Source organism: Balneatrix alpica DSM 16621, from assembly GCF_000619885.1.
In the GTDB taxonomy this organism is placed as follows: Bacteria; Pseudomonadota; Gammaproteobacteria; order Pseudomonadales; family Balneatricaceae; genus Balneatrix; species Balneatrix alpica.
Genome location: NZ_JHUZ01000006.1, coordinates 18062 through 43248 on the forward strand (window position 1 = coordinate 18062; position 25187 = coordinate 43248).

Below are 25187 nucleotides of genomic sequence, written 5' to 3' on the forward strand. Positions count from 1 at the left end.
TTATGGATGCTTTTCTGCTCTACGCCCTGTTAGGCGGCCTGGGGGTAGCACTGGTTGCCGGCCCCCTGGGTTCCTTCGTGGTATGGCGGCGCATGGCTTATTTTGGCGACACCCTGGCCCATTCTGCCCTGCTGGGAGTGGCGCTGGGCTTACTGTTGGAGGTCAATCTGACCCTCAGCGTCATTGCCGGCTGTATCGTCTTGGCGTTACTGCTGGTCAGCCTGCAACAAAAGCGCTGGATTGCCACCGATACCCTGCTCGGTATCCTGGCCCACACCAGCCTCTCCCTGGGCTTGGTGGCCGTCAGCCTGCTGGATAATGTGCGGGTCGATCTGATGGCCTACCTGTTTGGTGATCTGCTGGCCGTATTACCGGCTGATCTGTACTGGATTTATGCTGGCGGCGGCCTGGTACTGGCCTGCCTGGCCTGGCTATGGACCCCCTTACTGGCCATTACCGTCAACGAAGAATTAGCCCAGGTAGAAGGCGTGCCGGTCGCCGCCGTGCGGCTGGCGCTGATGTTACTGGTGGCGATCGTGATCGCCGTGGCCATGAAGATCGTTGGCGTGCTGCTGATCACCTCCCTGATGATTATTCCTGCTGCCTGCGCCCGCCGCTTTGCCCACACGCCAGAACAAATGGCCGTGCTAGCCAGTTTGATCGGCTGTCTGGCGGTCTGTCTGGGGCTGGCGCTGTCCTGGTATCAGGATACCCCGGCGGGCCCCTCAGTGGTGGTTAGCGCCTTTAGCCTGTTCCTGCTCGCCACCCTGCTGCCCTTCAAAACCGCCCGTGCCAGCTGAAACCAGCGCCCACCGTCGGCTCTGGCGTCTGGCCTGGCCGATCATGCTCAGCAATGCCAGCGTGCCCCTGCTGGGCCTGGTGGATACTGCAGTGGTGGGCCACCTCGATGATGGCCGTCATCTCGCCGCCGTGGCCTTGGGTGCCAGCTTGTTCAGCCTGGTGTTCTGGGCCTTTGGTTTCTTGCGGATGGGTACCACCAGCATCCTTGCCCAGGCCTATGGCCGTGAGGATCATGTCCTGCTGCGCGGCGCCCTGCTGCAAAGCATCAGCCTGGCCGTGGGACTGGGCAGTGCCCTGATCCTGGCGCAGGGTGCCATCTTAGACCTGGGGATCTGGATTCTCGCCCCCGCTACTGAGCTGCTGCCACTGGTGCAGGAGTATTGCCAGATCCGTATCTGGAGCGCCCCCGCCACCCTGCTTAATTACAGCCTGCTCGGTGCGCTGTTAGCGCTGCAGCAGGCCCGTGCTCCTGTGCTGATTCTGCTCAGTATCAACCTTAGTAATATTGCTCTCGATTGGCTCTTTGCTGTGCACTGGCAAGGCTTCAGCGCTGGAGTCGCCTGGGCCAGCCTGGTGGCCGAATACCTCGGTGCTGCCACCGGCCTCTATCTGCTGCGCCAGCCCCTGGCCAGCCTGGGGGGCCACTGGCCAAGCTGGCAACAATGGCGCCAGCTGTCCTGGAGCCGTTTGCTGCGTACCAATCGTGACCTTTTTATCCGCACCCTGTGCCTGCTTGGTTCACTGCTGTGGTTTAGCCGCCAAGGCAGTTTATTGGGTGCCTCCGTCGTTGCCGCCAATGCCATTTTGCTGCAGGGCCTGCACCTGACGGCTTATGTCCTTGATGGTTTTGCCCATGCCCTGGAATCACTCTGCGGCGCCGCCTGGGGACGAGGCAAAAAAGACGAGCTGCGCGCCCTGGTACGTGCCGCTACCCAGTTATCCCTGCTGACGGCCTTGGCTTGGAGCCTGGTGTTCTGGCTGGCGGGAGAATACGGCATCCGCCTATTAACCAGCCAACCTGAGGTCCTGGCCCTCTGCCAGAGCTATCTCCCCTGGCTATGGGGGCTGCCGTTAATTGCGGTGTGGAGCTACCTGTATGACGGGGTGCTGATTGGTACCGGTCAAATCCGTTTGATGCGCGATACGATGCTGATCGCCACCCTGGTCTACCTGCTCAGCTGGTACTTCAGTCAAAGTCTCGGTAACCAGGGACTATGGTTAGCTTTTTGGCTGTTTTATCTGGCCCGTTCTGCCGGCGTGACGCTAGTCAGCCGGCGCCTGCTGACAGGGTCTATTTGACAACCGGACTGCCCCTTTCTAGCTTTAGCGAACTCAACTCAGCTAAAAATTCCACCACCAACTGATAAGTACTTCTGCTGTTCAAGCGAGCCCACTGCCCCTCTTGGGTGCGGTTCGCTCGGCAGCCAGGAAGCCTCTCATCCAAACAGGAGCCGGCAATGCGCAGTCTGCAACAATGGCTAGATCTCTATGCTCAAAGCCACCAACACCCCACCAACAAGCGCATCCACTGGGTCGCCGTGCCCGGTATCCTGCTGACCGTGGTGGCGCTACTCTGGTGGCTGCCCACTCCCTGGCAAGATCCCAGCCTGAACTGGGCAACCCTGGCGGTGGTACCCGCCGCGCTGTTTTACTTACGCCTATCACGGGTGCTGGGCTTTAGCATGATCATCTTGCTCGCTCTGTGTCTGATGCTGGTCTCCTGGGCCAGCCAACACCTGCCTTTGCTGGAAGTCGCCTTAAGCCTGTTTGTGCTGCTGTGGATCGCCCAGTTTATTGGCCATCATATTGAAGGTAAGAAGCCGTCTTTCTTTCAGGATCTGGCTTTTCTGTTAATCGGCCCAGCTTGGGTGGTGCATCATTTACTCAGCCGCCTGGGAATTCGCTGTTAATCCCTGAATGCAAAAGCCCCCAATCAAGGGGGCTTCGAGGTCATAACGCTCACTTATTAGCCAAGCAGCGCATCAATATCGTCTTCTTCATCCTTGAGTTGATCCCAGGACTCAAACACCTTAAGCAAATCCAACTGTAAGCGCTGCGCAAGCTCATTGGGGAAGGCCGCCAACTGCTCTTCACGGCTCTTACCAGCCTTTTCACTCTCGTTGATATAAACCGCCAGGGCAATCAGAGCAGCATAGGGGGAGAAGGGCTCACCCAGGGGTTCCACCTGGTTGCGAATCGCATCCTGGATTTCTTCTGGGAACTTCCAGCGTCGGGCTAGCTCTTCTCCGACTTCAGTGAAGTCATAGCCAAGTTGGTTCTGCTGCAACTGCACCCGATTGGCGCCCTTGGTCACCTGTGCATCAATACGCACGGCAATGTCTGACTCCCCCATATGGATTAACAATTCGCCGATGGAGTGCAACATACCGCAGGTAAAGGCCACCTCTTTATCCACCCGCGCGTGCTTAGCCAGCATTTTGGCGATACTGGCAACGGTGAAGGTATCCTTCCAGAACTGGCGCTTATCCATCCCCGGCACTTCCACGAAGGCCGAAGTGACGCCGGAAGCCACCACCAGGGTACGCAGGGCATCCACCCCCAGTAGCACCACCGCCGCATTAATAGAAGCAATCTTGCGTCCTACCCCGTAACGGGCAGAGTTGCCCAGACGCAGTACCTTGGCGGCAAAAGCCTGATCCTTGGAAATCTTACTGGCAATTTCGTCCGCGTTGGCGGTATTGGAATTAAAACTGGCTACCAGCTCCTGCACTACTTTGGGAATGCTGGGCAGGTTGTACACGTTACTAAATAGGTTCTCTACCGACATGGACGCCTCCTCCTGACGTTGCCCGAGGTCCTGTTCCAGCAGTATAGGCCAGGAACAGGCGTCCAAGCTTAATATAGAACCTAACTGATGACGTCAATTTGCTGAGCAAATTCCCCCAGGGAGATCGATTCCTGCCGATCGGCCCGCCAGGCCAGGTCACTTTCCAGATAGGCCAGCATCAGACTGGCACAGCTCTGCAACGCATGCATGTGGGTACGCTCATAACCATGGGTAGCATCGGTACCGAAGGTAATGAGTGCCGGACGAATGTCATGCCCGGCCTGCACCGCCGACACCGCATCGCTGTAATAAAAGCGGAACACATCACGCTGCCAGGGAATCTGATGATGACGACACAGGTTAATCAGGTGTTGGCTGAGGTGGTAATCAAAGGGACCGCTGGAGTCCTTCATCGCCAGCGTCACGCCCGTTTCTCTGGCATTCTGACCGCTGGCCACCGGGCCAATATCGATACCGACAAATTCCGCCGTGTCCTGATCCAGTGCATGGCCCGCACCGGAACCTACCTCCTCCGACAGGGTGAAGATAATCTGCGCCGGTACCGCCGCCTCTATCCCTTCGCGCTGCATCGCTTCCAGCGTTGCTAAAATGGCCGCCGTACCTGCTTTGTTATCCAGATGGCGGGCAACGATAAAGCCGGTATCGGTAAATTCCGGCTGGGAGTCAAAGGCAACGAAGTCCCCTACTTCCAACCCTGCTTCACGTAGGGCATCGGCACTATCCACTACCGCATCGACCCGGACTTCTACCTGATCCCAATTGACCGGCTGGGTATCCACCGCCTCATTAAAAGCATGCCCCGCCGCCATCAGCGGCAGCACACTGCCACGCAAGCTGCCCTGCTCGGTAAAAATGGTGACCCGTGCCCCCTCAGCAAAACGGCTGGACCAATGCCCCAAGGGAGTAATTGCCAAACGACCATTAGGCTTGAGCTCACGCACCATCGCACCGATGGTGTCCAGATGGGTCACCAGTGCACGCTTGGGGCCAGGACGGCGTCCACCCAGCTCGGCAATCAGGGTGCCACGGCGACTCAAGCGATAGGGCACCCCCAACTCATCCAGTTGCTGGCCGACGTAATAGACGATGGCGTCGGTCATCCCGGTGGGGGAAGGAATCTCCAGCATGGCCTGTAATTGCTTGGCTAAATACTGACTATCGATCACAGGTAGGCTAGGCAGGGACATTACAAACGGCTCCTGATAGTGGTGGGAAAAAGCAGATCGATGAAGCGTTCTGCGGTGGGATGGGGCTCATGATTAGCCAAGCCTGGCCGCTCATTCGCCTCGATAATGACAAAGTGGGGGGCGGTCACATCGGGCACCAGCATATCAATGCCTGTTACCGGTATATTCAACGCCCGAGCGGCTTCAATTGCCGCCTGTGCCAATTGCGGATGAAGCTGATCGGTCACATCTTCCAGGGTACCGCCGGTGTGCAAGTTGGCGGTTTTACGCACCGCCAGGCGTTCACCGGCTGGCAGCACCGACTCCCGCCCATAACCGGCATCACGGATGGTGCGCAGGGTTTCCTGATCCAGCGGAATGCGGCTTTCACCACCGGTAGCCGCCGCACGACGACGGCTGTAATGATGGATCAATTGCTCCAGGGTACTTTTACCGTCCCCCACCACCGTGGCGGGTCGTCGCACGGCTGCAGCGACCACTTCGTCATTAATCACCAGTACCCGCACATCGTCCCCGGGGTAATAGGGCTCCAGTAACACCTGGGCCGAGATCTGCCGCGCTTGGGCCACCGCCTGCTCCAGCGCCTCTGGGCTGCGCACATCGACCGCAATCCCCTTGCCCTGCTCCGAGTCAATCGGCTTGACCACCACCCGACCATTGCAGCGTTGCAACAGGGCCTGGTAATCCATCCCCGCCTGCCATAACTCCGCCTTGGGCACCGGCAAACCGGCACGATCAAGGCAACGGTGGGTCAGCCACTTGTTTTGACACAAGGTCATCGCCGTTGCTGGGGTTAAAGCGGTCAGGCTTTCATGGCAACGAATCCGGCTACCGCCTAAGGCCAGGGTAAAAATATTGGCCTCACTATCCTCTATCTCGACCTGAATCCCGCGGCTACTGGCCTCATCGACGATGATACGGGCATAAGGATTCAGGCCTTCATCCGCCTGGGGCTCGGTATAGAGCGCCTCGTTGATGGCATTACGGCGCTTGACCGCAAAGGTCTGGAACAGACGAAAGCCCAGTTTTTCATACAACTGCTTGGCGGAATCATTGCTGTGCAGCACCGATAAATCGAGATAGTGACAACCACGGGTGTGCATGCGCTCGGCCAGATAACGCACCAGCGCCTCCCCGACCCGCGGACGGCTGGCATCCGGCGCTACCGCCAGGCTCCACAGGCTTGCACCACGCTCTGGATCAGCAAACAAACGCTGATGATCCAACCCCAGCACCGCACCCAGCACCTGGCCACTGTCCTGGTCTTCCGCCAGCAAAAACACTCGCGCCCGTGAGCGGCGTTGGCCCAGCACCACCTGCGGGTCCAGCGGCTGCATCCGGCACTTGAGGTAGATGGCATTGACTGCCTGCACATCCTCCTCCGTACTAATACGGCGCACATTGACCCCTGTTACGGAATCGCGCCGGGGCTGATATTCATTCAGCCACAGACGATAGCTATCGGAGGGATCGAGAAATAAGCGCTGCGGTGCCAGACTGACCACCACCTGAGGCCGAGCCACATAGAAGGCGATATCCCGCTCTCCCTGCCCCTCCTCTAACAGTGCCTGGGCCAGACTCTGTTCATCTGGAAAGGTATGGCCAAATAACAACCGCCCCCAACCACAGTGCACGCTGACGTGGTGCTGCACATCCGGTAAATCTTCCCGTAACCGCTCGGCCTGCAACTGGGCATAAGAGGGCTGACGCTTGCGTCTTACCCGCTCACGAATGCTCATCTTTATCCCTCCAGCTGCTGTAACCACAGCTCCAGTAAGCCCAACTGCCACAGCTTAGAGCCACGCAAGGGAGTCAAATGCGCCTCGGGATCCGTCAACAGGGTATCCAGATACGCCGGCTGGAACAGGCCACGCTGACGGGCAGCCTGGCTACTCAAGGCATCCTGCACCTGTTGCAGCACCGGCCCGCGTAAATACTTCAACGCCGGCACCGGGAAATAGCCCTTCGGACGATCAATCACCTCGGCTGGAATCAAACGCCGGGCCACCTGCTTGAGGATGCCTTTACCTCCCTGATCCAGTTTCAACTGCGCAGGAATACGTGCGGCAAACTCCACCAGCTCGTGATCAAGGAAAGGTACCCGCGCCTCCAGGCTATGGGCCATGGTCATGGTATCCACCCGCTTGACCGGATCTTCCACCAGCATCACCTGGGTATCCAAACGCAGCGCCTTATCCACCGGATGACTAGCCCCCGCCTGGGCAAAGTGTTGACGGACAAATTCCCCCGCCACATCGCCCTCCGTCAGCCAGGCAGGCTGCACGGTTTGCACATACTCCAACGGCTGACGATCGAAGAACGCCTCGCGGTAAGACTGCAACGGATTCGTGCTGCCCTGCATCGGTGGATACCAGTGATAGCCGGCAAACACCTCATCCGCACCCTGACCACTTTGCACCACCCGACAATGCTTGGAGACCTCCTGCGACAGCATATAAAAGGCCACGCAGTCATGGCTCACCATCGGCTCGGGCATCGCCGCAATCGCATTGGGCAAGGCCGCCAACATCTCGCTGGAAGGAATCATCATGCGGTGATGTCGGGTAGAGAAATGCTTGGCAATCAGATCGGAATAACGGAACTCATCGCCCTGCTCACCGTTCACCGCCTCAAATCCAATCGAGAAAGTGGACAGCTCCGGGTTGATCTCATGCAGCAGGGCCACCAACAGGCTGGAGTCCACCCCGCCGGACAGCAACACCCCCACATCCACCGCCGCCAGATTACGGCGCTGTACGGCCTGACGCAGCTGGGTCAACAGCGCATCTTCCCACTGCCGTGCATCCCAGTGTTGCTCCTCACCCTGGGCGCCAAAATTCAATTGCCACCAGCAGGCCTTTTGTTGCGCGCCATCGCGGCTGATCTTCAACCAATGGCCCGGCTCTAGTTTGTGGATCTGCTTAAACAGGGTATGGGGCGCCGGTACCACCGAATGGAAGTGCAGGTAATAGTGCAAGCCTGTCGGGTCTAACTCGCGGGATACCTGGGGTGACTCCAGCAAGGCTGGCAACGTAGAAGAAAACAGCAAACGCTGACTATTGCAGGTGTAATACAGAGGCTTGATTCCCAGCCGGTCACGCGCCAGCCAGACCTCTCCGCTATCACGCTGCCATACCGCCAGAGCAAACATGCCATTAAAGCGCTGCAGGCACTTTTCTCCCCAGGCGTGGTAGGCCTTGAGGATGACCTCAGTATCCCCATCGGAGAAAAACTGATAGCCCAGACCACGGAGCTCATCCCGCAGCTGCGGATAGTTATACAGGGCACCATTAAAAACCACCGCCAAGCCCAGCGCTGGATCAAACATCGGCTGCTGGGAAGCCTCCGATAGGTCCATCACCTTCAAGCGGCGATGGCCAAAGGTGATTCTGTCTTGGCTGAAAATACCCTCGGAATGAGGGCCACGGGGTTGATGGCGCTCATTCATGCGGGCAATGGTATCGAGCTCACCGTTACCATCATGAAAACGAACTTCGCCGGCTAGACCACACATGGCGCTATGACTCCTCCTTAAATAAAAAGAACACGAATATTTAGTGCTCTATTAAATTTCAGGCGCAACCCTAGCAAACCTCAGCACAAAGGTCAAAAAACATCCAGCATTAATCACTTTTAATCAAAACATAAACCTCTCGTCATCTGCCGGTAATATCGGGTGAGATGCCTAAATAACCATTAGAAAGCGAAAAGAAGAAAGTGCAGAAGAGGAGGGCAAGATTGCTCAACATACCCTGTGCATGCCCATGAAAGGTGCAAGAACAGGCTCAACAGACAGCGCAAACCAAGCAGGAAAGACGTAGAAGAGAAACAATAGCGGCAATAAAAAAGCGCCGCTCAGCACAGAATCTGAACGGCGCTTTACTTTACAAAGAGCAATCGCTTAGCGTTGACGATCCGCCAGCGGCGTAGAGAAGGTGTATTCCATATCCCAGGGGAAACGAATCCAGGTGTCCTGGCTAACTTCGGTAATAAAGGTGTCCACCAGCGGCTTACCGGCAGGCTTAGCATAAATGGTGGCAAAATGCGCCTTGGGTAGCATATCCCGTACCGCCTTGGCGGTTTTACCGGTGTCGACCAGGTCATCGACTAACAGCATACCCTCACCGTCACCCGCCACGCCCTTGAGGATATTCAACTCACCCTGCTGCTGCGCCGCTTCCCCTTCTCCATGGCTGCCATAGCTGACAATACAGATGGTATCGATCAGGCGTACATCCAGCTCCCGGGCAATAATCGCCGCCGGTACCAGGCCGCCACGGGTAATGGCAATAATGCCCTTCCAGGGCCCCTTATCGAGCAAACGCCAGGACAGGGCACGGGCATTACGGTGCAGCTCTTCCCAGGAGACCGGGTAATCCATGTTGTACGGGGAATGACTCATAGCCAACTCCAAAATCCAGCCGAGAGGTTTGAAAGCGCCTTAGTGTAGCACATCGCCCATGGTCAAAGCGTCTAGGCCTGATACCCTTCAGCCTGGTGCTGATCCTTCAGTTTGACGTAATTGGCCGCCGTGTATTTAAAGAAACTACGCTCTTTTTCCGACAGCGGCCGCGCCTGCTTCACTGGGCTGCCAACATAGAGATACCCGGACTCCAGCACCTTACCCGGCGGCACCAGCGAACCGGCGCCGATGATGACCTCATCCTCCACCACCGCGCCATCCAGAATGGTGGCCCCCATGCCGATTAATACCCGATTGCCAACGGTGCAGCCGTGCAACATGGCCTGATGGCCAATGGTGACATCCTCACCAATCATGAGGGGATAACCGCCGGGGTTATAGTTGCTGGCATGGGTAATGTGCAGCACGGCACCATCCTGCACGCTGGTACGGGCGCCAACCCGAATGCGGTGCATATCACCCCGAATCACCGCCATGGGCCATACCGAGACATCCTCCCCCAGCTCCACATCACCCAGCACTAAAGCCATGGGGTCTACCCAGGCACGCTCACCCAGCTTCGGACTCATACCCTGAAAGGAACGTATCGGCATTGTTTAGCCTCCTTAATTCACAGACTGACAGCAGCAGTTGGCGCCGCCAGGGACAATGGCGTTATTCTATCCCTGGCGGCGGCTAAAACTCTATTCGACCTCTGGAAAAGCCGACCCTTGCCCTTATATAGCTATTCTCGTTCACCCAGCGACAGGACCTTTCATGAGCCACCCTCTGCTGACTCCGCACTCTCTTCCACCGTTCAGTGCCATTCGTCCTGAGCAAGTACTGCCTGCTGTCGAAGAGCTGATCCGTAGTAACCTTGAGCAGATTGATGCCCTGGCCGAGCAAGCCGACCCCAGTTGGCAAAGCTTTATCCTGCCGCTGGAACAGGCCAATGATCGCCTTAACCAAGCCTGGTCACCGGTGAGCCACCTTAACTCGGTGATGAACAGCCCAGAGCTGCGGGAAGCTTACAACGCCGCGCTACCCAAGCTCTCCGATTACGGCACCCGCCTGGGTCAGCACCAAGGCTTGTTTCGGGCCTATCAAAGCCTCAAAGCCAAGTACTACGAGACACTGAGCCCCGCCCAGCAAAAAGCCCTGGACGACGCCCTGCTCGATTTCCGCCTCAGTGGTATCGACTTGCCCGCTGAACAGCAACAGCGTTTTGCCCAGATCAGCAGTCGCCTGTCCGAATTGTCCAGCCAGTTCTCCAATAATGTGTTGGATGCCACCCAAGCCTGGAAAAAACACATCACCGATGTGCAACTGCTGGCTGGCATCCCCGAATCCGGCCTCGGCGTCCTGCGTCAGCAAGCTGAACAAGCGGGCTTGGAAGGCTGGCTCATCAGCCTCGACTTCCCCAGCTACTACCCGGTACTGACCTACTGTGATAATCGCGCCCTGCGTGAAGAGGTCTACACCGCTTACTGCACCCGCGCCTCCGAACAAGGGCCCAATGCCGGTGAGTTTGATAACAGCAGCCTGATGGAAGAAATCCTCAGCCTGCGCCAGGAGGAAGCCAAACTGCTTGGCTTTAACAACTATGCCGAGCTGTCGCTGGCCACCAAGATGGCCGAGAGCACGGATCAAGTAGTGAGCTTCCTGGAGCAACTGGCGGAAGTAGCCAAACCCGCTGCCCTGGCCGAGCTGGCCGAAGTACGCGCCTTTGCCCGGGATGAACTGGGCATTGATGACCTGCAGGCCTGGGATCTTGGCTATGCCGGCGAGAAACTACGCCTGCAGCGCTACGCCCTGTCACAGGAAGAAGTCCGTCCTTACTTCCCGGCCCCTCGAGTGGTCCAGGGGCTGTTTAGCGTGATTCACAAACTCTATGGGGTCGAGATCCATCAGGTCGCTGACGTCGATCTTTACCACCCCGATGTGCGTTTCTTTGAACTGCGCCGCCAGGGGCATCCCCTTGGCTACTTCTACCTTGACCTCTATGCCCGCGCCAATAAACGTGGCGGCGCCTGGATGGATGAGTGCCGAGTGCGGCGGCGTCTGGCGGATGGCAGCCTGCAGTTGCCGGTTGCCTACCTGGTCTGCAACTTTACCCCGCCAGTGGGGGATAAACCGGCCTTACTGACCCATGATGAAGTCACCACCCTGTTCCATGAGTTCGGCCATGGCTTGCACCATATGCTGACCCAGGTTGAGGTTGCCAGTGTCTCCGGTATTAACGGAGTGGCCTGGGATGCGGTGGAACTGCCCAGCCAGTTTATGGAAAACTTCTGCTGGGAACCGGAAGGCCTGGCATTGATTGCCGGCCACTACCAAACCGGCGAGCCCCTGCCCCAGGCGCTGCTCGACAAAATGTTAGCGGCGAAAAACTTCCACGCTGCCTTGATGATGCTGCGCCAGCTGGAATTCGCCCTGTTCGACTTCCTCCTGCACCGTGATTACCAAGCAGGCAAGACCTCCATCCAAGCCCTGCTGGAGCAGGTGCGGGCCCAGGTTGCCGTCCTGCTGCCCCCCGGCTACAACCGCTTCGCCCATGCCTTTAGCCACATCTTCGCCGGCGGTTATGCGGCAGGCTATTACAGCTATAAATGGGCAGAGGTGTTGTCCGCCGATGCCTTTGCCGCCTTTGAAGAAGAAGGCATCTTCAACCCCGCCACCGGGCAACGCTTCTTGCAGAATATTCTTGAGCAGGGTGGCAGTCGTCCGGCGATGGAGCTATTCAAAGCCTTCCGTGGTCGTGAGCCCAGCATTGATGCGCTGCTCCGCCACTGTGGTCTGACCCCCAAGGAGGCCGCATGACACCGATTAAACGCTTTATTGCCGGTGCGGTGTGCCCGCGCTGTGCCAAACAAGACACCCTGCGCATGTACCGCGATGAGGAGCGGGAATACCGGGAATGTATCGCCTGTGATTTCAGCGACTCCCTGCGCCTGGATGGCCAGCCCGATACCCAGGCCGAGTTACCCACCCGGGTTAACCAGAGTGGCCCGGCGGTGCGGGAGGAGGACGTCCAGGTTATCAAGCTATTCGATAGCCTGGATGCCACGAAAATTCACTGATGATGCACTAACCCTTGGCCGCTTGCGGCCATCGCTCTGGCTATCCGGTGCCCTCACCGGATAGCCTCTCCCGACTTAGCCAGTGCTCAAGGGGGGCCTGGGCTTGATGCCCAAAAATGCCAACTCCCCTAACAGAAAGTCCGCCATCCGCTCGACACAGCGCTCTCCTTCCATAATCGCCTCTTCCGCCCGATGAAACTCCATAATGCTGATATCCGCCAACCGGGGCCGCAGCTCCACCTCCGGTGGCTCCCCCGCCATCCGGGTACGGGTGATGCGCTGCTGCATAATATCGATGGCCCCGCCCATGACGTTCCACATTGAAGGAATGGGGGCCTCCGCCTCTCGCTCTGGCAGCAGACGACCAAACCACTGGCTGATCACATTGCTTTCCTCGGCGATTTCCTCCTCCACCAGCTCATCAGGGCGATAACCCCGCATATCCGCCGCCAGATTGACCGCAATCACCACATCCGCCCCCAGCGCCCGGGCCAGGGTAACCGGCACCGGATTCACCACCGCACCATCAATCAACAACTGCCCCTGATAATGCACCGGCACAAACAACCCCGGCATGGCACAGGAGGCGCGTACCGCCGGGATCATTTCCCCCTGCTGCAACCACAGCTCCCGTCCGGTATGAAACTCAGTCGCCACCACACCAAAGGGCAGCTGTAGCTCCTCAAAACTTTTAAACCTCATCCCCTTGGCAATCTGGTTAAATACCCGCTCACCCCGCACCAGGCCACGGCCATCCAGGCGCCAGTCGAGCAGCTTCATCACCTGCAGACGGGTAAAACCACGTACCCAGGTTTCCATCTGACCCAGCTGGCCACAGGCATAGGCCGCACCGACCAAGGCCCCGATCGAGCAGCCCGCCACCACATCGGGGTAAATTCCTAACCGCGCCAGCGCCTTCAGCACACCAATATGCGCCCAACCTTTAGCTGCCCCACTGCCCAAGGCTATCCCCAGTTTGGCGTGTTGCTTCATCTCAGTCTCCTCTTCAACCCTCAGCAAAGGGTAGCGCCGCTCACCCACTAGCGCTTTGAAAATGCTCAATATTTGACAAAATCGTTTAACAAAATTAACAAACACATTAGCAAATCTACTCCATTGCCCGCTTGCGCCCCCTGCAGGGCAGGAGTAATTTCCTGCCGCTGCCATGCCACTACCTGGGATTACCTCCCTTATTTCAGGTATATGCCATGCAAAATACTTATAGCCAGTGCGTCCAGCTTGCTTCGTTATCAGCCCACCATTAAGGTGCTCGGCCTGCATAAGCTGTCACTGAGCTCGCCTTGGCTATAAGGCATGCAGAGTCCACATAATAACCATATAAAGGAATCCACCAATGAAAGAGCTGGTCGATAGCCTCAACGGCTATATCTGGAGCCCGGCGCTCATCTATCTTTGCCTGGGTGTTGGTCTGTATTTCTCCCTGCGCACTCGTTTCCTGCAAATCCGTCACGTCAAAGAGATGGTCAAGCTGATGTTTGAAGGCAAGCCTTCTGACAAGGGTGTGTCCTCCTTCCAGGCCCTGACGATTTCTCTGTCTGGCCGCGTCGGTACCGGTAACATCGCCGGTGTAGCTACCGCCATCACCTTTGGTGGCCCTGGTGCGATTTTCTGGATGTGGGCGGTGGCCTTCCTTGGCGCCAGTACTGCCTTTATCGAATCCACCCTGGCACAGATTTATAAAGAGCAGGAAGACGGTCAGTACCGTGGTGGTCCCGCTTACTACATCGAAAAAGGCCTGGGCATGAAGTGGTATGCCTGGATCTTCGCCTTCGCCACCATTCTCGGCACCGGTCTGCTGCTGCCTGGCGTACAGGCCAACTCCATCGCCTCCGGCATCGAGAATGCCTTTGGCATTCCCACCACCGTGACTGCCACCCTGGTGGTTATCCTGCTTGGCCTGATCATCTTTGGTGGGGTAAAGCGGATCGCCTCCTTTGCTGAAGTGGTAGTGCCCTTTATGGCGCTGGGTTACATCCTGGTCGCGTCAGTGATCATCGCCCTGCATATCGATCAACTGCCCGCCATTGTCACCCTGATCATCAAGAGTGCCTTTGGTCTGGAAGCAGGCTTCGGTGCCATTCTGGGTCTGGCAGTGATGTGGGGGGTAAAACGTGGGGTTTACTCCAACGAAGCTGGTCAGGGTACTGGCCCCCACCCCGCCGCCGCTGCTGAGGTTTCTCACCCCGCCAAGCAGGGTCTGGTACAGGGCTTCTCCGTCTATGTCGACACCCTATTCGTCTGTACCGCCACCGCCTTTATGATCCTGATCACCGGCAACTACAACGTACAGGCCGCCGATGGCAGCTTCCTGGTACAGGGTCTGGCCGGTATTGCCGCTGGCCCCGCCTACACCCAGAACGCGGTGGAAACCGTGCTGCCGGGCTTTGGTAGCATCTTCGTGGCCATTGCGCTGTTCTTCTTCGCCTTTACCACCATCATTGCCTACTACTACATCGCCGAAACCAACGTGGCTTACATCAACCGTGCGCTGAAGCAGCCTTGGCTGATGTTTGTGTTGAAAGTGGCGCTGATGGCTTCCGTTCTCTACGGCGCTGTGAAAACTGCAGACGTGGCCTGGGGCCTGGGTGATATCGGCGTGGGTCTGATGGCCTGGCTCAACATTGTCGCCATTCTGCTGCTGCAGAAACCCGCACTCTTGGCGCTGAAAGACTATGAAGCCCAGAAACAAGCGGGTGTGGACCCTGTGTTCCATCCGGAAAAGCTGGGTATCAAGAATGCTGACTTCTGGGTAAAGCGCCAGCAAAAGCAGGCCGCCGCCACCCGTACTGAGGAAGTATCCGCTGCGCCTGAACAGGCTTAAGCCATACTTGCTGACCTCCCTCACCCCCGCACTGCGGGGGTGAGTCGTTTATGGCCTAACGATAACAGGGCCGGTTCCAATCCCACTGCGGCTGATACACCGAGGTTTCGACCCGGCTCATACCCAGCACCGAGTGCACCAGATTGTCATGGCTCCAGGGCTGCTGACGCTGTTGTTGCAAGCAGGCCTGATCCAGGCCATAGCTACGCTGATAACCCGGAGATAACCACAACAGCATGGGCACATGCTTCTGTGCCTGAGGTGCCAATAAATAAGGCATGCCATGCAGATAGAGGCCATTCTCCCCCAGCGACTCTCCATGGTCAGACACATAGAGCAGTGCACTGTCATAGTCACCCTGCTGCTGTAAGGCACGAATGAGTTGCGCCAGCACCTGATCGCTATACACCAGGGTGTTGTCATAGGCGTTAATCACCTCCTCCTGGCTGCATTCCTGTAGCTGACTGGTTTGACAGGCCGGGCCGAAGTGCGCTGCCTGCGCCGGATAACGCTTGCTATAGTCCGGGCCATGGCTGCCCAACTGATGTAACACCACCACCCGATCCCGTTGCGGCGCCTGCTGCAACTGTTCCATTAATACCGCTGTCATCAACTCATCCCGACACTCCCCCTCACAACGCTGCTCGGGCAACGGGATACTGCGGATGCGCTCACAGACGCCTTTACAGCCGGAGTTGTTATCCAACCACCAGACTTCCAGACCGGCACGCTGGAGAATATCCAACAGATTATCCTGCCGCAGGGCACGGGGTTCGTCGTACTCCTGCCGGTTTTGCAGCGAAAACATACAGGGCACCGACACAGCCGTTGCCGTGCCACAGGAGCTCACCTGACTAAAACTGAGCAGAGGTAACTGCGCTAACTGCGGATTGGTCTGACGAGGGTAGCCATTCAGGCTAAAGTGATCGGCTCGGGCGGTTTCCCCAACCACCAGCACCAACAGACTCGGCTTACTACGCTTGGCTAAAGGCAGCGACTGCCTGGCATCCAACCCCAGCTGACGATAGGGCAAGCCTTGCCCCTGCCAGTGTTGCCGGGCCAGGGAATAGGCGGCATAGACCACATTCACCGGGGTAGCCAGCTGCCGTACTTCCTTATGGTTGCGCAAAAAAGAAGCGTAATGCTGATTCGCCATCAATAGCAGCAACACCAGCAGCAATAACCACCCCACCACCAGACTCAGCCAAACACGCAGATGGCGCGGCCAGGGGGCAAAGCGTAAAGGCAGTAGCCCCAATCCCAATGCCGGCAACAATCCCAAGCCAAGCATCCACCATAGCATCTTGCTGGTTAACAGCCCCTGCACTTCTCGACTATCGGTGGCCAAGGCGTTTTGCAGCATGCCCCGATCAATCACAATGCCATAGCTGTGGATAAAATAACTGGCCCCGGCCGCCATCATCCACAATAGCATCAGCCCTGGCTTAAACAGCCGCGGCCAACACAACAGGGTTAGCAGCCAAGCCTGTAACGCCGTTAGCAGTAAGCCTAAATTAACCATAAACAGTGGCTGTGCGGGCATCACCTGAGCCGCCGCCTGGAGAAAGGGCTGATTAAACAGCAGGGTCCAGAGCAGGCTCACCCCTACCACTAACCACCAGGGGGAACACCCCAGCTGCCACCATCGACTGCGTGCCAAGGGTAAGGCTTGCTCAAGCAAGGGATTAGTCATGACTCACCCCCCTGGCCCACTGATGGCCAGCGCCATAACCTTGCCAATCCCCAAGCCACCCACCAGCACAATGCCGCCGTGGCCACATCGTGGGATAAGAAGTGTGCACCGCGTAATTGCTGTACTGCACCGAGCACTAGGGCCAGCGCGATGATCAACCCCAAAGCCGGATAGCGCCACTGTGGCCGATAGTGGGCGAGAACAAAATACAGCCCTAACCACATATAACCGAGACTGGCATGGCCAGCCGGAAAGCATTGTCCCGGCTCCTGCCCCACTGGCAGGGGTTGCCACCACTCATGGGCTAGACGCACCCCGCCCAGGCCCTGCAAGTCCCAGGGGCAGTCCACCCCCAGACTATGCTTACCCCATTGCACCAATAAGGCCGATAGCATCAGACTCAGGCTGAGGTAGCGCAAAGCAGAAGGGCCGCCAGGCAGGTAACGGCACACCCACCGCCGTACCCAGGGCAAATGACAGGCCAGCGTTAGCCCCCACAGCAGCAACACCGCTAACTGCAAAGGCACGCGCAAAACATCATGTAACCAAAACTGACTCCAACCGGCATGGCGCCATTGCCATCCCTCCCCACCCAGCTGATACAACCAACTCGCCAGTGGCCAATCACCGGCGGGTAGCAAGACCAGCAAGAGCAACAACACCATACCTACCCACAGGTACACCTGAGACTGCGCGGGGTTTACCACAGCACGCATAACCACACCCCCGCCGCCGCCACCAAACTCACCAGCACTGCAGCCGAACCCATATCCTTGGCCTGGCCACTGAGGGGATGTGACTCTAAGCCAATCCGGTCGATGGCCGCCTCTATGGCGGAATTGAGCAGCTCGACAATCAGTACCATCAGCAGGCTAAACAGCAGCAATGCCCGCTCGACCGCTGTCAGCGACAGGATAAAAACAACAGGCAGGCCAAGCAGTAGCAGTACCACTTCCTGGCGAATGGCGGCCTGGGTTTTCCAGGCGGCTTTCAGGCCCTGATAGGAATAACGGCTGGCATGCAACAGACGGCGCCAGCCTCGGGCACCTACAGCGTAAGACATGAACTCGCTCCCAGTATCAAACTGGCAGCGAGGCTACAGACAGAAACTTAAGGGAGACTTAAGCCAAGCTTAACCAACCGCTCGATCGACACTAGGCTTCGGCCAGCGGTAACCACAGACTGATCTGCAACCCAGGCAAACCATCATCCCTGTCCTCGAGTTGCCAGCGAATGGCCAGTACCTGGGCAATCCGCTGTACCAGAGCCAAGCCCAAGCCGGTGCCTGCCTGACGCTGATCTAAGCGATTAAAGCGCTGGCATACCTGCTCACGTTGATCCACGGCTATCCCCGGCCCCTGATCACGCAAAATCAGCTGCAAAGCCTGCGGCTGAGGCAGTAACTGCAGACTGATGAGGGAATCAGCCGGGCTATAACGCAAGCTGTTGTGCAACAGGTTGTGCAGCAACAACTCCAACAGGACCGGCTCACTCCATAACGGCACGGGCTGCTCCCCCTCTAGGCTGAATTGATGCTGACGCCCCTCCGGCAAAGACGCCAGCTGAGCCAGTAGGTTTTGTAGTAACGGTAGCAGCTCCAGCCGTTGGCAACTGAGGGTGGCGATGCGGTTTTCGACCCGGGCAAGATTGAGCAATTGCTCAATCACCCGCTGCATTCGCCCCAACTGGTTTTGCCATTGCAGGCGCTGCTGCTCATCCACCAATTGTCGGGCCTGTAATTGCATCACCGTCAGGGGGGTACGGAGTTCATGGGCGATATCACTGGCCAGGCCACGCTCACGCTCCAACGTCTGCTGCAGACGTACCAGCCAGGAGTTCAACGCCTCATTCAACTGTGCCACCTCGGCCCTTGCACCGGGTAGCTGCAAAGGTGCCAGTTGATCTGCCCGCCGCTGTGCCAAATGTTCGGCCAGACGCTGTAAGGGTCGCAAGGAAGTACGAATCACCAGGGTTAAGATACCCAGTAACAAAGCGAGTACCACCAGGTTAGGAATCAGGGTAGCTTCCAGCACCTCCTCCACCACCACCTGCCGAATATCCAGGCTCTGCCACAACCGTGCCCGCAAACCACTGGGACTGAGCAAATCATAGGTACGCCAAGCATGGCCTTGATGGTAACGCCAACTAAAACCCGGTTGCTCTATCTGTACCTGCGGCAAGGTGGCCGGCCACCAGCGTTGTTGCTCGGGTTGCCATAATTGAATTTGAATAGGGGGGATATCCGTTGGCCAGGCAGCGGCCACCGGTAGTGGGGGCAAGGCCACGCCATCCCGCATCAAGACTTGGGGATCAGCATTATCCAGCCACAATTGAACCCAACTGGCCTGGGTCAGCAGATTGGCATCCAGTACCTCTTCAACCTCCACCTCCAGCTGATCGAGAATCCACCATAGGCTGGCCATCTGCCCCAGTACCACCAACCCCAGCACCCAGGCTAATAACAGACGTTGCAGGCTCCAATTGGGTTTACCTTTAACCGTCATCGCCAAGCTCCAGGCTGTAACCGATGCCTCTGAGGGTGCGGATACGCTCTTTACCTAACTTGCGGCGCAAATGATGAATGTGCACCTCCAGCGCATTGCTCTCCACCTCCTCCCCCCAGCCATATAAATCCGCTTCCAGACTGGCACGGGTTTTCACCTGACCGGGACGTTCCGCCAAGGCACGTAAGAGCATGAACTCGCGCCGGCTCAACTCCAGTGGCTGCCCCTGCCAGCTGGCCTGCAGCTGAGCCAAATCCAGGCTCAACCCACCCTGCACTACCTTGGCTTGGGTAAAACCAGTCTGCCGCCGGCCAAGTGCCCGTAAGCGGGCCAGTAATTCATCCAGCTCAAAGGGTTTGCTCAGGTAGTCATCGGCTCCGGCATCCAGCCCCTGCACCCGCTGCTCCAGCTCATCCCGAGCGGTCAGTATCAGCACTCGCGGAGGCTGCGCCAGTTGTTGGATCAGTGGTAATAACTGCAACCCCTCCATATCAGGCAACCCCAGGTCGAGAATCACCACCTCATAGCCTTCCAACCCCAGGGCAATGCGGGCCTGCTCGCCTTTACCGACCCAGTCGACTCGCTGTGCCGCTTGGCGCAGTGCAGCACTTAACTGCTCCGCCAGGGCCTGATCATCTTCCACCAGCAGAATCCGCATCTGCCTCTCCTAACCTGTGCTGACAGGCCCCCAGCTTAAGCCAGAGGTCTGTCAGGGTATAGTCAGGCTTGGTCAGCGACTGTATTGCACCTCCAGCATTGCCTCGGCCAGCTTATGCTGGTTGAGGAAATAACCCACCATCGCCGCCGGACTATCCGCCCCCAATGGCAAGCTCTCGACATCCAGCGCAAATACCTTCAACTGATAGCGATGCGCTGCATCCCCCTGGGGTGGACAGGGGCCACCATAACCATTGCTGGCAAAGTCAGTCCGGCTCTGCACACTCCCGGCGGGGGCCAATTGCAGATCAAGATTACCCGCTCCCGCCGGCAAAGATTGCTGTGAGGCAGGCAGGTTGAACACCAGCCAATGCCACCAACCACTGCCGGTGGGGGCATCTGGATCATAGAGGGTGACCGCAAAGCTACGGGTTGCGGCGGGGGCGCCACTCCAGCTCAACTGGGGTGATAGGTTGTCACCGCTGCAACCGAAGCCCTGGAACACCTGAGCCGCCTCCACCTGCTGTCCGGGCTGCCAGGTCTCGCTCTGTAGCTGTAACTCTGCCCAGGCCGGTTGGCACAGGCTGGCACTGAGTAAACTAAGGATGGCATAGCGCATACGTTGCTCCTGTTACGTGAAGGAGCCCTTATCCTAGCCCGCCACTCAGAAGGCACTTGTCCGCTAACCGTCAATTAGTGTCCGCTTTCTTGCTGCTGGCGCATACTGCTTGGCGGCAAACCAAAGCGCTTGCGAAAGTTACTGCTAAAACGCGACACCGACTGGAAGCCACAGTCTGCCGCCACCTGATAGATAGGATCTTCACTCTGCAACAGGCGGTTCAGGGCAGCACTCAAGCGCAACTCCGCCAACAGCTGGCGAAAACTGGTTTGTTCACGCTGCAGTTGACGGCGCAGGGTGCTTTCCGAAGTCGCCAACCTGTCGCAAACCTGGGCCAGGGTCCACTCTTTGCTCAAGTCCTCACTCAGCAGCGCCCGCAGCCCTCCACTGCGACTGGGCTGTTGATAACTCAACTGCAATATCCCCGGTTGCTGCTGTAGCAATAACAACAGCACCTCCAGCCAACGGTGCTGGCGTAACACTCCCGCCGGTGCCTGCAAATAGCGCAACAGGCTCTGCTCCAGCGCGGTATCCAGTTGCCAGGGCAACATGCTCACCGGAGGCGCCCTGTCCACCGCCAAGCCGTACCATTGCTGCAACTGCTGCAGTTGCTGATAGCTAAACGGCAGCAGCAATGCCTGATACTGCCCGCCAGCAGGCGGACGATTTAATACCGTTAGACTCTGCGGGGCTGCCAGTGCCACCCCCTGCCCCGCCTCGGCCTGCACATAACCGTGCTCACCATCAAAACGCTTATAGCCACTTAGCACCAGGATCAGACAGGGTTGATAGAAAGGCACTTGCCGCAGCCGTACCTGACGCCGCAAACGAATCAACTCCGTCCCTTCAGGATGCTGGGCTAACCAGTGTTTAAGTGCCTGCATGACCAGACTCCTTAGGCGTACTCAACCGCCGCCACATCAGCTTTTTACTGACAAACCCCTCGCCTAAGCGCACTGCTTCCGGCTCTTCGCCATAACATTGGAAGCCAAGCTGCTGATACAAACGCTCCGCCCCGTGATTACCCGCTGTCACGGTGAGTTGCAGCAAACGTAGCTCCGGCCGAGTGCTGGCCAACTGCAAGAGTGCCTGCATTAACTGGCGCGCCCCACCCTGCCCACGGTGCCCTGGCGCCACATACAGCCCCGACACCAGCGCTTTATGGCGAATACGCTGACGCGCCTGCAGAACCAGCCCCACACAACCTACCAGCTCCTCATCACAGTAAAGGCCCAGAATCTGCTCCCCCGCCTGGGCAAAGCCCGCCAGACGCTGGCGCCACCAGGCCGGCGGCAGGCTGGCACGCTCCTGCACGCTGGAGGTAAAGGCCAGGGGCTCCAGCGCCAATGCCTCCAACATCAAACGGCTATAGGCTTGGGCATGCTCGGGGGTTAACGTCTTAATCTGATAGGGCATCGGCTTTCCCGGCTGACAGTCACAGGGGCAGTACGCAAAACGTTCTGGCTTGGGCTATTCTGGCCAGCCTAGGCATTGAACGCAAAGAAAGGGAAGGAGAATCCGATGAAGGTAGCCGTCATTCTATCTGGTTGTGGTGTCTTTGATGGTGCAGAGATCCATGAAAGCGTCCTCACACTGCTGGCGCTGGAGCAAGCCGGCTGTCAGTACCAGTGTCTGGCCCCTGACCGCCCTCAAGCCCAGGTAATTAATCACCTCACTGGTGAAGCCATGACAGAAAGTCGCAATGTACTGGTGGAAGCGGCGCGCATTGCACGGGGACAGATTCAGTCCTTGGCCAACGCTCGTGCCGAGGATTACGATGCTGTCATTCTGCCCGGTGGTTTTGGTGCCGCTAAAAATCTCTGCGATTTTGCTTTCAAAGGCAGTGATTGTGAGGTGCTGCCCGAGGTACTGGATTTTTGTCAGGCCATCGCAGCACAAGCCAAACCCCTCGGCTTTATCTGCATTGCTCCAGCCATGATTCCTCGTATTTTCGGCCCTGGCAGCCGTCTGACAATAGGTACAGATGCCGACACCGCCGCTGCGATTGAGCAGATGGGAGGACAGCACCAAAGTTGTCCGGTCAGTGAGTTTGTCGTTGATGAACAGCACAAAGTGGTTAGCACTCCCGCCTATATGCTAGCCAACTCCATCAGCGAAGCCGCCAGCGGGATCAACCGTCTGGTACAGGAGGTGGTACGTCTGGCACGTCGCTAAGGTGCACCAAACTCGCCAGGGGAAAACCTCCCCTGGCGCGGTCATCCACCTTAGCCTGCTGCCACCTGCTGCTGCCACTGGGCCAACTGAGCCAGACTGACCCCGGCTCCACCACAGACCACCACGAGTACCGAGCGTTTATCCTCCAGCTCAGGCAAGCCCTGATAGAGTGCCGCTAAACTGGCGCCGCAGGCGGGCTCCACCAGCACCCGCTGGTCATCCAAAAAACGCTGGCAGGCCGCCAGCGCCTGTGCATCCGTCACCTGACGCGGGTGAATCGGGTAATCCTGCAGATAGCGGTAAGCCTGTGCCGCTACCTGCTTGGCCCCCAGGCTGGTGGCAATGCTGTTAATGGCAGCGAGGCTGGCCTCTGGCCCCTGCTCTGCTGCCAGCGCCAGGGAGGCAGCCCCTGCCGTTTCCATTGCATAGATCGGCACCTGCCAACCCTGCGCCTGCAGGCCTTGCACCACTCCACAGAGCAAACCACCGCCACCCACCGAGAGCACCACCGCATCCGGTTGCACTCCCGCCTCGGCCACTTCCTCAATCAGGCTGGCATGCCCTTGCCACAGCAGGGGGTCATCAAAGGGGTGGATATAGGCGCTGTGCTCATCCAGCAATTGCATGGCATGGGCATGGGCGGCATTCCAGTTTTCGCCGACGATCTGCACTTCGGCCCCCTGTTGGCGAATCAGCTCGATGGCTCTGCTCGTGGTGGTTTCCGGCACTACCACCACAACCGGCAGGCCAAGCCGGCGGCCACTATAGGCCACCGCCAAACCGGCATTGCCGCCGGAGGATGACACCAGCCGCTTGGCGCCTCTGGCCTGATAGGCCTGGCAGGCAAAGCCCACTCCCCGGGTTTTAAAGGAGCCACTGGGTTGCAGGGCATCCATCTTCAGCCAGACCTGTTGCCCCTCGCGAGCCAGATAGGGCGCCGCAAGCAAGGGCGTATTCAGATGCAGTCGCATACACAATCCTTGATTTAGTTTTTACCAAACAGCGCCTGTACCGCCCCCAGACTCCCCAGGGCAGCGTTGGCCTCATAGGGCAAGAACACCCGCTCACCGTCTTTGGCAATATGGGGCAGGGTATCGAGGTAATCCTTGGCAATCAGGTAGGCGATGACCTTGTCTTTATCCGCGCCCTCGCCGAGGGCTTCCGCCAGCAGGTTAATGGCCTGCTGTTGCCCTTCCGCCATCAGAATCGCCGCCTGACGCTCACCTTCAGCGCGCAGAATCGAGGCCTGCTTCTCCCCCTCGGCGGTTTCAATCGCGGCCTGTTTTTCCCCTTCGGCACGACGCACCGTGGCGCGACGCTCACGCTCGGCGGTCATCTGCTTGCGCATCGCTTCCTGAATTTCTTCCGGGATGGAAATGTCCTGGATTTCCACCCGGGTCACCTTCACCCCCCATTTGTTGGCGGCATCATCCAGCACCGCCTCCAGGCTGGCGTTGATCTCCTGACGTGACTCGAACAGTTTATCCAGCTCCATCTTGCCGATTTCCGAACGCAGGGTGGTTTTGGCCAGCACCTCAATCGACTGGATCAGGTTTTCCACCTGATACACCGCCCGCTGCGGGTCGATAATCTGGTAGTAGAGCACGCCATTAATCATCACGGTGACGTTGTCTGAGGTAATCACCTGCTGGCTGGGAAAGTCCAGCACCGTTTCCCGCCGGTCAATGCGGTGGGTTTCCACCACAATGGCCGAGGCGCTGTCCCCCACATAGCGCTTCACCTTGATGGTGCGGGCCACATCGATAAAGGGCACCACCCAATTAATTCCCGGCTCCAGGGTACGTAGATAGCTACCCAGGCGCTCCACCACCACCGCTTCAGACTGCTGCACGATGGTCAAACCCTTGACCACCAACACGATCATCACCGCTGCCACCGCCAGGGTAAGCACCAGTCCGCCTTCCAGTAACATGTCCATCTACCCTCTCCTTAGTCTGTTACCCGCGTCACCCGCGGGGTGATACCGTCAAAACCCTGTACTTCCAACCACTCTCCCGGCTGCCAGTCACCGGGCCCCAACGGATAGAAATTACCCTCCACCCGCACCCCCAGGCGACCACCGTATTCACATACCTGGGCGCGCCAATGCTGGCCACTTTCACCGACAATACCGGCCTGCTGACGGCTCTGCCAATGCTGCTGGCGTTGACGATAAAGACGAATCGCCAGCGGAATCAACAGCGCTGCAGCCACCGCCATGCTTAACAACTGCACTTTAAACGAGGCATCCAGCCAGGCCGCCAGGGCACCAAAACCACAGGCCAGCCCCAGGGCCAAGGCAACGAAAGCGGCCCCCAACAATTCCGCCAGGGCTAATACCAGTCCAGCCAAAATCCACCATTGCCAAGCTTCCATCGCTAACATAGTCTGCCTCCTCACACTCTGTCCGTACCCGCA

At 58.0% G+C, this 25187-nt stretch carries 25 protein-coding genes; 7 read left to right on the forward strand and 18 right to left on the reverse strand.

Annotation, left to right across the window (positions count from 1 at the left end):
- Positions 1-2: 2 nt before the first annotated feature.
- The 3 genes from znuB to Q334_RS0100550 all read left to right on the forward strand — a co-directional run bounded on the left by znuB (position 3) and on the right by Q334_RS0100550 (position 2711).
- Positions 3-800: a zinc ABC transporter permease subunit ZnuB gene (gene znuB / locus Q334_RS0100540; RefSeq protein WP_027311495.1), complete on the forward strand. Its 798-nt coding sequence runs from the start codon at positions 3-5 to the stop codon at positions 798-800.
- Positions 790-2100 (forward strand): MATE family efflux transporter, encoded by a 1311-nt coding sequence (locus tag Q334_RS17475; RefSeq protein WP_035460463.1) that lies wholly within the window; start codon positions 790-792, stop codon positions 2098-2100. Before znuB ends, Q334_RS17475 begins: the two co-directional genes overlap by 11 nt.
- Before the next feature lie 158 nt (positions 2101-2258).
- Positions 2259-2711: an Mpo1 family 2-hydroxy fatty acid dioxygenase gene (locus Q334_RS0100550; protein WP_027311496.1), complete on the forward strand. Its 453-nt coding sequence runs from the start codon at positions 2259-2261 to the stop codon at positions 2709-2711.
- Positions 2712-2767: 56 nt separating this feature from the next.
- Here the strand turns inward: Q334_RS0100550 and Q334_RS0100555 are convergent, their stop codons facing one another.
- From Q334_RS0100555 to Q334_RS0100580, 6 genes are all read right to left on the reverse strand, one after another.
- Positions 2768-3589, reverse strand: coding sequence for an HDOD domain-containing protein (locus Q334_RS0100555; RefSeq protein ID WP_027311497.1), 822 nt, complete (start codon positions 3587-3589; stop codon positions 2768-2770).
- 80 nt (positions 3590-3669) lie between these two features.
- Entirely contained in the window at positions 3670-4797 is a 1128-nt protein-coding gene (locus Q334_RS17480; RefSeq protein WP_051527407.1) for an osmoprotectant NAGGN system M42 family peptidase, read from the reverse strand.
- Positions 4797-6536 carry an N-acetylglutaminylglutamine synthetase gene (gene ngg / locus Q334_RS0100565; protein ID WP_035460465.1) on the reverse strand — a complete coding sequence of 580 codons (1740 nt, stop codon included), beginning with the start codon at positions 6534-6536 and terminating at the stop codon, positions 4797-4799. Before ngg ends, Q334_RS17480 begins: the two co-directional genes overlap by 1 nt.
- Positions 6537-6538: 2 nt before the next feature.
- Positions 6539-8311 carry an N-acetylglutaminylglutamine amidotransferase gene (locus Q334_RS0100570; RefSeq protein ID WP_027311499.1) on the reverse strand — a complete coding sequence of 591 codons (1773 nt, stop codon included), beginning with the start codon at positions 8309-8311 and terminating at the stop codon, positions 6539-6541.
- Positions 8312-8698: 387 nt separating this feature from the next.
- Entirely contained in the window at positions 8699-9199 is a 501-nt protein-coding gene (gene gpt, locus Q334_RS0100575) for a xanthine phosphoribosyltransferase (protein ID WP_027311500.1), read from the reverse strand.
- 71 nt (positions 9200-9270) lie between these two features.
- Positions 9271-9813 (reverse strand): gamma carbonic anhydrase family protein, encoded by a 543-nt coding sequence (locus Q334_RS0100580; RefSeq protein ID WP_027311501.1) that lies wholly within the window; start codon positions 9811-9813, stop codon positions 9271-9273.
- A gap of 163 nt (positions 9814-9976) precedes the next feature.
- Here Q334_RS0100580 and prlC point away from each other — a divergent pair, with 163 nt between their 5' ends.
- Positions 9977-12019 (forward strand): oligopeptidase A, encoded by a 2043-nt coding sequence (gene prlC, locus Q334_RS0100585; RefSeq protein WP_027311502.1) that lies wholly within the window; start codon positions 9977-9979, stop codon positions 12017-12019.
- Entirely contained in the window at positions 12016-12279 is a 264-nt protein-coding gene (locus Q334_RS0100590) for a YheV family putative zinc ribbon protein (RefSeq protein WP_027311503.1), read from the forward strand. Before prlC ends, Q334_RS0100590 begins: the two co-directional genes overlap by 4 nt.
- A 75-nt stretch (positions 12280-12354) precedes the next feature.
- On the opposite strand, the gene rssA is transcribed toward Q334_RS0100590, so the two are convergent.
- The gene (gene rssA / locus Q334_RS0100595) at positions 12355-13272 is read right to left on the reverse strand and encodes a patatin-like phospholipase RssA (RefSeq protein ID WP_027311504.1); all 918 of its coding nucleotides are present in this window, start codon (positions 13270-13272) and stop codon (positions 12355-12357) included.
- 361 nt (positions 13273-13633) lie between these two features.
- Here rssA and Q334_RS0100600 point away from each other — a divergent pair, with 361 nt between their 5' ends.
- On the forward strand, positions 13634-15121 hold the full coding sequence (locus tag Q334_RS0100600; protein ID WP_027311505.1) for an alanine/glycine:cation symporter family protein: 1488 nt from the start codon (positions 13634-13636) through the stop codon (positions 15119-15121).
- A 55-nt stretch (positions 15122-15176) separates the two neighbouring features.
- Here Q334_RS0100600 and Q334_RS17485 read toward each other — a convergent pair whose 3' ends face one another.
- The 8 genes from Q334_RS17485 to Q334_RS0100640 form a co-directional block, all read right to left on the reverse strand.
- Positions 15177-16814: a phosphoethanolamine transferase gene (locus Q334_RS17485; RefSeq protein WP_051527408.1), complete on the reverse strand. Its 1638-nt coding sequence runs from the start codon at positions 16812-16814 to the stop codon at positions 15177-15179.
- A complete protein-coding gene (locus Q334_RS0100610) occupies positions 16811-17530 on the reverse strand; it encodes a phosphatase PAP2 family protein (protein ID WP_051527409.1) in 720 nt (239 codons plus the stop codon). The genes Q334_RS17485 and Q334_RS0100610 overlap by 4 nt, the downstream gene beginning before the upstream one ends.
- A complete protein-coding gene (locus Q334_RS0100615; RefSeq protein ID WP_027311507.1) occupies positions 17515-17877 on the reverse strand; it encodes a diacylglycerol kinase in 363 nt (120 codons plus the stop codon). Before Q334_RS0100615 ends, Q334_RS0100610 begins: the two co-directional genes overlap by 16 nt.
- Positions 17878-17968: 91 nt before the next feature.
- On the reverse strand, positions 17969-19318 hold the full coding sequence (locus Q334_RS0100620) for an ATP-binding protein (protein WP_027311508.1): 1350 nt from the start codon (positions 19316-19318) through the stop codon (positions 17969-17971).
- The gene (locus tag Q334_RS0100625; protein WP_027311509.1) at positions 19308-19976 is read right to left on the reverse strand and encodes a response regulator; all 669 of its coding nucleotides are present in this window, start codon (positions 19974-19976) and stop codon (positions 19308-19310) included. The genes Q334_RS0100620 and Q334_RS0100625 overlap by 11 nt, the downstream gene beginning before the upstream one ends.
- A 72-nt stretch (positions 19977-20048) precedes the next feature.
- Entirely contained in the window at positions 20049-20594 is a 546-nt protein-coding gene (locus Q334_RS0100630) for a YbhB/YbcL family Raf kinase inhibitor-like protein (protein ID WP_027311510.1), read from the reverse strand.
- 74 nt (positions 20595-20668) lie between these two features.
- On the reverse strand, positions 20669-21478 hold the full coding sequence (locus tag Q334_RS19755) for a helix-turn-helix transcriptional regulator (protein WP_051527410.1): 810 nt from the start codon (positions 21476-21478) through the stop codon (positions 20669-20671).
- The gene (locus Q334_RS0100640) at positions 21465-22010 is read right to left on the reverse strand and encodes a GNAT family N-acetyltransferase (protein ID WP_027311511.1); all 546 of its coding nucleotides are present in this window, start codon (positions 22008-22010) and stop codon (positions 21465-21467) included. Before Q334_RS0100640 ends, Q334_RS19755 begins: the two co-directional genes overlap by 14 nt.
- A gap of 105 nt (positions 22011-22115) precedes the next feature.
- Between Q334_RS0100640 and elbB the strand changes: the two genes are divergently transcribed.
- A complete protein-coding gene (gene elbB, locus Q334_RS0100645; RefSeq protein WP_027311512.1) occupies positions 22116-22769 on the forward strand; it encodes an isoprenoid biosynthesis glyoxalase ElbB in 654 nt (217 codons plus the stop codon).
- Between the two features lie 50 nt (positions 22770-22819).
- Here elbB and Q334_RS0100650 read toward each other — a convergent pair whose 3' ends face one another.
- Genes Q334_RS0100650 through Q334_RS19760 form a run of 3 tightly spaced genes read right to left on the reverse strand, consistent with a single transcriptional unit; the run spans position 22820 to position 25154 of the window.
- The gene (locus Q334_RS0100650) at positions 22820-23740 is read right to left on the reverse strand and encodes a pyridoxal-phosphate dependent enzyme (RefSeq protein ID WP_027311513.1); all 921 of its coding nucleotides are present in this window, start codon (positions 23738-23740) and stop codon (positions 22820-22822) included.
- Positions 23741-23754: 14 nt separating this feature from the next.
- A complete protein-coding gene (locus tag Q334_RS0100655) occupies positions 23755-24708 on the reverse strand; it encodes an SPFH domain-containing protein (RefSeq protein WP_027311514.1) in 954 nt (317 codons plus the stop codon).
- An 11-nt stretch (positions 24709-24719) separates the two neighbouring features.
- A complete protein-coding gene (locus tag Q334_RS19760) occupies positions 24720-25154 on the reverse strand; it encodes an NfeD family protein (protein ID WP_051527411.1) in 435 nt (144 codons plus the stop codon).
- Positions 25155-25187: the final 33 nt, after the last annotated feature.

What these genes read in the sequence shown, in the direction of transcription:
- znuB (WP_027311495.1), top strand. Translation starts at nt 3, where the DNA reads ATGGATGCTTTTCTGCTCTACGCCCTGTTAGGCGGCCTGGGGGTAGCA.
- Q334_RS0100550 (WP_027311496.1), top strand. Translation starts at nt 2,259, where the DNA reads ATGCGCAGTCTGCAACAATGGCTAGATCTCTATGCTCAAAGCCACCAA.
- Q334_RS0100555 (WP_027311497.1), bottom strand. Translation starts at nt 3,589, where the DNA reads ATGTCGGTAGAGAACCTATTTAGTAACGTGTACAACCTGCCCAGCATT.
- Q334_RS17480 (WP_051527407.1), bottom strand. Translation starts at nt 4,797, where the DNA reads ATGTCCCTGCCTAGCCTACCTGTGATCGATAGTCAGTATTTAGCCAAG.
- ngg (WP_035460465.1), bottom strand. Translation starts at nt 6,536, where the DNA reads ATGAGCATTCGTGAGCGGGTAAGACGCAAGCGTCAGCCCTCTTATGCC.
- Q334_RS0100570 (WP_027311499.1), bottom strand. Translation starts at nt 8,311, where the DNA reads ATGTGTGGTCTAGCCGGCGAAGTTCGTTTTCATGATGGTAACGGTGAG.
- gpt (WP_027311500.1), bottom strand. Translation starts at nt 9,199, where the DNA reads ATGAGTCATTCCCCGTACAACATGGATTACCCGGTCTCCTGGGAAGAG.
- Q334_RS0100580 (WP_027311501.1), bottom strand. Translation starts at nt 9,813, where the DNA reads ATGCCGATACGTTCCTTTCAGGGTATGAGTCCGAAGCTGGGTGAGCGT.
- prlC (WP_027311502.1), top strand. Translation starts at nt 9,977, where the DNA reads ATGAGCCACCCTCTGCTGACTCCGCACTCTCTTCCACCGTTCAGTGCC.
- Q334_RS0100590 (WP_027311503.1), top strand. Translation starts at nt 12,016, where the DNA reads ATGACACCGATTAAACGCTTTATTGCCGGTGCGGTGTGCCCGCGCTGT.
- rssA (WP_027311504.1), bottom strand. Translation starts at nt 13,272, where the DNA reads ATGAAGCAACACGCCAAACTGGGGATAGCCTTGGGCAGTGGGGCAGCT.
- Q334_RS0100600 (WP_027311505.1), top strand. Translation starts at nt 13,634, where the DNA reads ATGAAAGAGCTGGTCGATAGCCTCAACGGCTATATCTGGAGCCCGGCG.
- Q334_RS17485 (WP_051527408.1), bottom strand. Translation starts at nt 16,814, where the DNA reads ATGACTAATCCCTTGCTTGAGCAAGCCTTACCCTTGGCACGCAGTCGA.
- Q334_RS0100610 (WP_051527409.1), bottom strand. Translation starts at nt 17,530, where the DNA reads ATGCGTGCTGTGGTAAACCCCGCGCAGTCTCAGGTGTACCTGTGGGTA.
- Q334_RS0100615 (WP_027311507.1), bottom strand. Translation starts at nt 17,877, where the DNA reads ATGTCTTACGCTGTAGGTGCCCGAGGCTGGCGCCGTCTGTTGCATGCC.
- Q334_RS0100620 (WP_027311508.1), bottom strand. Translation starts at nt 19,318, where the DNA reads ATGACGGTTAAAGGTAAACCCAATTGGAGCCTGCAACGTCTGTTATTA.
- Q334_RS0100625 (WP_027311509.1), bottom strand. Translation starts at nt 19,976, where the DNA reads ATGCGGATTCTGCTGGTGGAAGATGATCAGGCCCTGGCGGAGCAGTTA.
- Q334_RS0100630 (WP_027311510.1), bottom strand. Translation starts at nt 20,594, where the DNA reads ATGCGCTATGCCATCCTTAGTTTACTCAGTGCCAGCCTGTGCCAACCG.
- Q334_RS19755 (WP_051527410.1), bottom strand. Translation starts at nt 21,478, where the DNA reads ATGCAGGCACTTAAACACTGGTTAGCCCAGCATCCTGAAGGGACGGAG.
- Q334_RS0100640 (WP_027311511.1), bottom strand. Translation starts at nt 22,010, where the DNA reads ATGCCCTATCAGATTAAGACGTTAACCCCCGAGCATGCCCAAGCCTAT.
- elbB (WP_027311512.1), top strand. Translation starts at nt 22,116, where the DNA reads ATGAAGGTAGCCGTCATTCTATCTGGTTGTGGTGTCTTTGATGGTGCA.
- Q334_RS0100650 (WP_027311513.1), bottom strand. Translation starts at nt 23,740, where the DNA reads ATGCGACTGCATCTGAATACGCCCTTGCTTGCGGCGCCCTATCTGGCT.
- Q334_RS0100655 (WP_027311514.1), bottom strand. Translation starts at nt 24,708, where the DNA reads ATGGACATGTTACTGGAAGGCGGACTGGTGCTTACCCTGGCGGTGGCA.
- Q334_RS19760 (WP_051527411.1), bottom strand. Translation starts at nt 25,154, where the DNA reads ATGTTAGCGATGGAAGCTTGGCAATGGTGGATTTTGGCTGGACTGGTA.